Below are 5,891 nucleotides of genomic sequence, written 5' to 3'. Positions count from 1 at the left end.
CCCCCCCCCCCCCCCCCCCCCCCCCCCCCCCCCCCCCCCCCCCCCCCCCCCCCCCCACGACGGGTAACTTTAGCTTAGCGCGAAACCGGTGCGCCGCGGACAACTCCCCCGCTCGCCCACCGGCGTGCGCCTGCCCCTCAGACCCCCAACTCCGAACTCCGAACTCCGAACCCCGAACCCCGAACCCCGAACCCCGAACCCATGGCCAATTTCCAGACCCATCTCAACGTCGGCATCTTCGTCAGCGGCGGCGCCGTCCTGGCCCTCAAGGGGTTCGATCTGGTGCCGCCGGGTCAGGCCCTGGTGCTCCTGGGCCTGGGGGTGACGGGCGCCGTGCTGCCGGATATCGACGCGGACATTTCCGCCCCCGGGCGGACCTTCTTCGGCGTCCTGGGGGCGGCCCTGGCCTTTGGCTGGACCCTGCCCCTGGTGGGGGATTATCGCCCTTTGGAACTGGCGGTCGTCTGGTTCGGGCTCTTTCTCGGCGTGCGCTTCCTGTTGTTCGAGACCTTTGCCCGCTTCACCGTCCATCGCGGCATCTGGCACTCCTGGCTGGCCGTCGCCTTCGCCACCCTGGCGACGGTGACGATCAGCCACCGGTTCCTGGAGCAGGCCCCGCGCGCCGCCTGGGTCGCCGGCCTGATGGTGGGCCTGGGTTATCTCACCCACCTGTGCCTGGACGAGATCTACAGCGTGGACCTCTTCAACGCCCGGGTGAAGCGCTCCTTCGGCACCGCGCTCAAGCCCTTCAGCCTGACCGACCCGGCGAGCAGCCTGGCGATGGCCGCGGCGGTGGGCGTCCTGGCCTGGTTGGCCCCGCCGCTGGACTTCATCCAACTGCCGACCCGGGCCGAGTGGGCGGTCTGGATGCATCAAGGCTTGGCCCAACTGGGCGCCTGGTCCGACCTCGGGGTGGCGACGGTGCGGACTTGGCTCCACTGAACGGATGGACCCCTCGTGACACCGCTTTACGGTGTCACGCATGTGTCAGGCGCTGTGCGCCGCGAACCTGGCCTTGATGATAACCATACCGGTCAGATTGTTACTGCTGCAAGGAGATTTTTCGCTGTCGATCCCATTGCGTCCCGCCGCGGGCCGTCGTTCGTCGCCGTGCGCCCGGGCCCCGGCGCTATTGCTGGCCGCCGTGTGCGCGTCAGCCTTGGCGGCGCCGCTGGACCCGGGCAAATCCGGAGCCCAGGCGCCGACGGCGTCCCCGGGGTTACCGACCCCGGCGGTGTCGTTCGAAACCTGGCGCGAGGCATTCAGCGCCCAGGCCCTCGCGCTCGGCCTAGCGCCGTCCACCCTGGACGCGGCCTTTGAGGGGGTCAGTCCGCTGCCCCGGGTCCTGGCCCTCGACCGGCGTCAGGCCGAATACACCCGCACCTTCTTCGACTATTTGACTGCCGGGGTCTCACCGGCGCGCATCACCCGCGGCCGGGAATTGCTCCAGCGGCACGCCCGGTTGCTCGCCGACGTCGGGTGCCGTCACGGCGTCCCGGCCGAATTGCTGGTGGCACTCTGGGCGATGGAGACCGACTATGGCACCCAAACCGGCGGCTTCCCCGTCATCGCCGCACTCGCCACCCTGGCCTGGGACGGGCGGCGGCGCGACTTCTTCACCGCCGAACTGATCGAGGCCCTGCGCATCGTCGACAGCGGCCAGGCCGCGCCCGCCGACCTGACCGGCTCCTGGGCCGGGGCCATGGGACAGCCCCAGTTCATGCCATCCACCTATCGCCGCTATGCCCGCGACGGCGACGGGGACGGCCGCGCAGACATCTGGCACAGCGTCGCCGATGCCCTGGAATCCGCGGCCCGGTATCTGAGCGCCGCCGGTTGGAACCCGGAACAAGGCTGGGGCAGCGAGGTCCTGCTGCCGCCGGATTTCCCGCTCGCCCAGGCGCGCCTGGGTCTCACCAAGGCCATTGATGAGTGGGACCAACTGGGCGTCCTGGGTGCCGCCGGGGAGCCGCTGGCCGGCGGCGAAACCTTAGGTTCGATCGTGCTGCCCGCCGGCGCTCAGGGGTCGGCCTTCCTGGTGCTGCCGAACTTCCAGGTCATCTACGCCTGGAATCGTTCGCTGTATTACGCACTCACCGTCGGCTACCTGTCCGACCGGCTGCGCGGCGCCGGTCCCCTGATCGGTCGGCCGCCGCCGGGGGACCAGGCCCTGCCGCGCGCCCGTGTCATTGTCATGCAGCAGGGGCTCAAGGCCCTGGGATTCGAGCTTGGCGAACCGGACGGGATGATCGGCGTCAGGACCCGGGACGCACTCCAGGACTACCAGCAGGCCCGCGGTCTGCCCGCCGACGCCTACCCGACGGCCGAGTTGATCGCCCGGATCGAGCAGGAGGCCGGCCAGGCGGACCAGGAGCGCGCCGGGCGCGCCGTGGGGCCTTGATGGAATTCCCCGAGCACCTTCGGCGCCCCCATCCGGCTGAAGCCTCGAGCTCCGGTTTGGGCGTGATCGCCCAGTCGTCGCCGGGATGGGGCGCAGCGCAATCCAGGTCTCCGCGCTTATGAGGACTGCCAGTTCTCGACGCGCAACGCGGGCACCCGGCCGAATTCAGAGACGTTACGGGTGACCGCACAGAGTCCGGCGGCGCGGGCGATGGCGGCGATCTGCGCGTCGTAAGGGCCGATCGGCTGTCCCTGGCGGGCCAGGACGGCACGGATGTCGCCACAGTGTTCCGCGGCGCGCCCGTCGAAGGGCAGGCTCGTCACCTGCTCGGCAAGATCGCGAAGGCGTGCTTGGTTCTCTGCCACGCGCTGACTCTTGCACGCGCCAAACCAGAGCTCCGACCATACTGGGGCGCACAGATAAAGCGCCTCCCAGCCGACCCGATGCACCCCGCCGACCACGCTTGGATGCCCTTTCATGAAGGCGATCCAGGCGTTGGTATCCAGTAGGTAGCGGCTCACTCCAGCGACTCACGGGGGACATCCCGGCCCAGGTCGGCCGCATCGACATCGTCGGGGAAATCGGCGCCCAGGCTGCCGGCAAACCGCTCGATGAAGCCCTGGGTGGTCAAACGCGGAGCGGCCGCTGCCAGACCGTAACGCGCCTCCAGAAAACCGATGAAATCGAAGGTCTCCCGTTGCAGGTCGGGCGGCAGGGCGCTGACATGGGTGTAAATGGTTTCCGCCAGATTCATGGGTTGGCTCCGACTTGTCTTGGTGCGCAGGGGTGCGGTCGGCGGTACACGCGAGCGCGGCGAGGCGCCGAGCGACCCCAGGTCCAAAGGTCAGTGCGCAACAGCGACCGCTCCATTGCGCGGTCTTCGCCATGTCACGCACCGAGTTGAAGGGCCGGGTTTCGCGTGCCGCAGCCGCCGATGGGCAGGCTGGCGCCAGTCTATCCGCATCGCCTGACCGCCAGCCAGCCCGTCATGCTCGCACTCCAGCGCCTGAGCCGTAAAGCTCAGGGTCGATAGCAGGATGAGCAATGGCAGGATCTTCACTGGCGCCGACTTTGATCATGGCGGCACCGAAGGCGGCGGAACCGCTGCGCGTTGCGCCTTACGGGCTTGTAGGCGGCGAGTCGACAAAAGCCTTACACTCAACCGCCAAGAGGCAATCGCCGCGCACGCGGCAGCGGATCACGCGAGGCATCACGGCATGTCGGACAACAACCGCATCTTCATCTCCTGCGCCTCGCGCGAATTCCAACACCCCGGCGCGCCCTTTGCGGGGCTTCGCGAGCACCTGGCCCGGCAACTGGTCCGCGCCGACTGCGAGGTCAAGTGGCAGGAGGTCTTTCGCCAGCCCGGCGACGACACCGACACCGTGCGCAAGGTCGGTGACTATGTGCGCGACTGTGCGGCGGTGATCCATCTGATCGGCGCCGAACCCGGCGACCGGGCAAACCCCAAGGCGGTGGCGGATTTTCTGCAAGCCGAGCCCGCGTTTCTCGGCAAGTACCCGGAGCTGCGCGCCGCACTCGGCGATTTCAGCGACCTGACCTATACGCAGTGGGAGGCCTTCCAGGCGCTGCACTACGGCGTGGGGCTGTTCCTGTACGTCACACCCGCCGGTGCCGCCGCCCAGCGCGAGCACCTGAGCCGCCTGCGACTCGCCCGCCGCTACCCCGGCGAGCCGTTCGCGACCGTTCGCGACCGAGCGCGACCTCTACGGCCAACTCCTGGGCGACCTGCGCACCATCATCCCGACCCTCGCCCCCGCCCCCCGCCTCGCCACCTCCCGCATCGTCTTCCGCCACCAGGCCGAGCACTTCCTGGGTCGCGACGCGGATCTGGCCTGGCTGGACCAGACCTGGGCCGACGGCACCAAGGCGCTGGTCATCGTCGCCTGGGGCGGGGTCGGCAAGACGGCGCTGCTGATCCAGTGGTTGCAGACCCGCTTCATCGACCGCGACTGGCGGGACCCGGACGGCGCGCCGCTGATGGATGCCTATTTCGACTGGAGCTTCTACGACCAGGGCACCGGCACAGCCGGCGTGGGCATGGGCGACGGCGACCAGCCCGCCGCCCGCGTCGGCAACCTCGGCGCCTTCTTTGAGCAGGCGCTCACCTTCTTCGGCGACCCGCAGCCCCACCGCCCCGGCTGGTCCAGGCCCAGCGCACGCTGTTCGTACTCGATGGCCTGGAGCCGCTGCAACACCCGCCCGGCAGCCCCCAGGACGGCCACTTGCTGGACCCGGACCTCGCGACCTTCATCCACGCCCTGGCCCAGCGCAACCCGGGGCTCCTCGTCATCACCAGCCGCGAGCACCTGCCAAGCTTGGTCGGCGAGGCCCGGCGGGACCTCGAAGACCTGGCCCGCGACACCGCGGTGGCCCTGCTGCGCCAACTCCAGATCACCGGCACCGATGCCGAACTGGCCGCGGTCTGCGAGCGCTTCGGTTGTCATGACCTGAGCCTCGACCTGGTCGGGCGCTTTCTGGTGCGCTTCCATCGCAACGATATCCGCCGTGTCGACTGCATCCGCGACCTGCACGAGGCCGACACCGAGACCCGCGACCTGCGCCAACGTACCGCCTGGCGGGTGCTGGAGACCTACGAGACCTGGCTCGCCCGCGCCCAGGGCGCCGACGACCCCCGGGAACTGGCCCTGCTGCGTCTGACCGGTCTCTTCGACCGCCCGGCGGGTGCGGACCTGCTCGCGGCGCTGCGCGCCCCGCTTGGCGGGTCCTATGGAGCGCCGGCCTCCGGCCGGCACCCGGCACCGCCGTCGACCCGGACGGACTGGCCCCGACCGACCCGCTCGCAGCCTGCATTGATGTGGAGCGGCGGGCGGCCAAGATGTTCGAGTGGCGAGTCCCGACCGACCCGCTCCTCGACATCGCCCTCGACCACCTGACCCTGGCCCGCGTCCGCCTGCTGCGCGCACTGCTGACCGGCCACCTGCCCCCGCCCGGCCCCGACCCCGAGGCGCTCGGCGCCGTCGCCGGACTGCGCCGAGCGGGCCAGATCGACTACCTGCCGCGGGGCCTGCTCACCGCCGCCTGGTCCCAGGCCCTGCGCGGCGACCCGGACGCGGCCCGTGCCGCACTCGACGAGGCCCACTGCGCCTTGCGAAGTCGCGTCGCGGCTAAAGCCGCTCCCACCGGGTCCCGCAGTTCCGGGTTCCGGGGACAGTAGGTTTGATACAACTTGATGCCAGTCTCGATTGAGTAAACTGTCCCTGGAATTCCCCGTTCCACCTTACTCTTGGACCCCAACGGGGTCCCGCATACCAGCCCAGGGCAACGCCCTGGGTCGAGCGAATACAGAGGATTAGCCCTGAAAGGGCGTGACATAGGGGCGCGGCTCCTTATGTCACGCCCTTTCAGGGCTCGATTCTATCGAACGGCCACCCCAGGGCGTTGCCCTGGGCTGGTATGTCTCGCCCCTTCGGGGCTTAAGATCAACCGCAAGATAAGCTGAAATGGG

The 5,891-nt window shown here is 69.5% G+C and carries 8 protein-coding genes; 4 read left to right on the top strand and 4 right to left on the bottom strand.

Going from position 1 to position 5,891, the window contains the following annotated elements; all coding sequences use genetic code 11:
- Positions 1-201: 201 nt before the first annotated feature.
- On the top strand, positions 202-942 hold the full coding sequence (locus tag QZY48_RS10610; RefSeq protein ID WP_295430823.1) for a metal-dependent hydrolase: 741 nt from the start codon (positions 202-204) through the stop codon (positions 940-942).
- A 292-nt stretch (positions 943-1,234) separates the two neighbouring features.
- The gene (locus tag QZY48_RS10605; RefSeq protein ID WP_295430821.1) at positions 1,235-2,401 is read left to right on the top strand and encodes a lytic murein transglycosylase; all 1,167 of its coding nucleotides are present in this window, start codon (positions 1,235-1,237) and stop codon (positions 2,399-2,401) included.
- Between the two features lie 116 nt (positions 2,402-2,517).
- Here the strand turns inward: QZY48_RS10605 and QZY48_RS10600 are convergent, their stop codons facing one another.
- The 4 genes from QZY48_RS10600 to QZY48_RS10585 all read right to left on the bottom strand — a co-directional run bounded on the left by QZY48_RS10600 (position 2,518) and on the right by QZY48_RS10585 (position 4,555).
- Complete coding sequence (locus QZY48_RS10600; RefSeq protein WP_295430819.1) at positions 2,518-2,922, bottom strand: PIN domain-containing protein; 405 nt, start codon at positions 2,920-2,922, stop codon at positions 2,518-2,520.
- Positions 2,919-3,155: a DUF2281 domain-containing protein gene (locus QZY48_RS10595; RefSeq protein WP_295430817.1), complete on the bottom strand. Its 237-nt coding sequence runs from the start codon at positions 3,153-3,155 to the stop codon at positions 2,919-2,921. Before QZY48_RS10595 ends, QZY48_RS10600 begins: the two co-directional genes overlap by 4 nt.
- A 364-nt stretch (positions 3,156-3,519) precedes the next feature.
- The gene (locus QZY48_RS10590; protein WP_295430816.1) at positions 3,520-4,056 is read right to left on the bottom strand and encodes a hypothetical protein; all 537 of its coding nucleotides are present in this window, start codon (positions 4,054-4,056) and stop codon (positions 3,520-3,522) included.
- Positions 4,022-4,555, bottom strand: coding sequence for a hypothetical protein (locus QZY48_RS10585; RefSeq protein WP_295430814.1), 534 nt, complete (start codon positions 4,553-4,555; stop codon positions 4,022-4,024). Before QZY48_RS10585 ends, QZY48_RS10590 begins: the two co-directional genes overlap by 35 nt.
- A gap of 92 nt (positions 4,556-4,647) precedes the next feature.
- On the opposite strand from QZY48_RS10585, the gene QZY48_RS10580 reads away from it, so the two are divergent.
- Positions 4,648-5,319: a hypothetical protein gene (locus QZY48_RS10580; RefSeq protein ID WP_295430812.1), complete on the top strand. Its 672-nt coding sequence runs from the start codon at positions 4,648-4,650 to the stop codon at positions 5,317-5,319.
- The gene (locus QZY48_RS10575) at positions 5,262-5,600 is read left to right on the top strand and encodes a hypothetical protein (RefSeq protein ID WP_295430810.1); all 339 of its coding nucleotides are present in this window, start codon (positions 5,262-5,264) and stop codon (positions 5,598-5,600) included. The genes QZY48_RS10580 and QZY48_RS10575 overlap by 58 nt, the downstream gene beginning before the upstream one ends.
- Positions 5,601-5,891 lie beyond the last annotated feature (291 nt).

The sequence above is a fragment of the uncultured Thiodictyon sp. genome, from assembly GCF_903828115.1.
Taxonomy (GTDB): domain Bacteria; phylum Pseudomonadota; class Gammaproteobacteria; order Chromatiales; family Chromatiaceae; genus Thiodictyon.
This window is presented reverse-complemented; position numbering and strand designations above follow the sequence as displayed.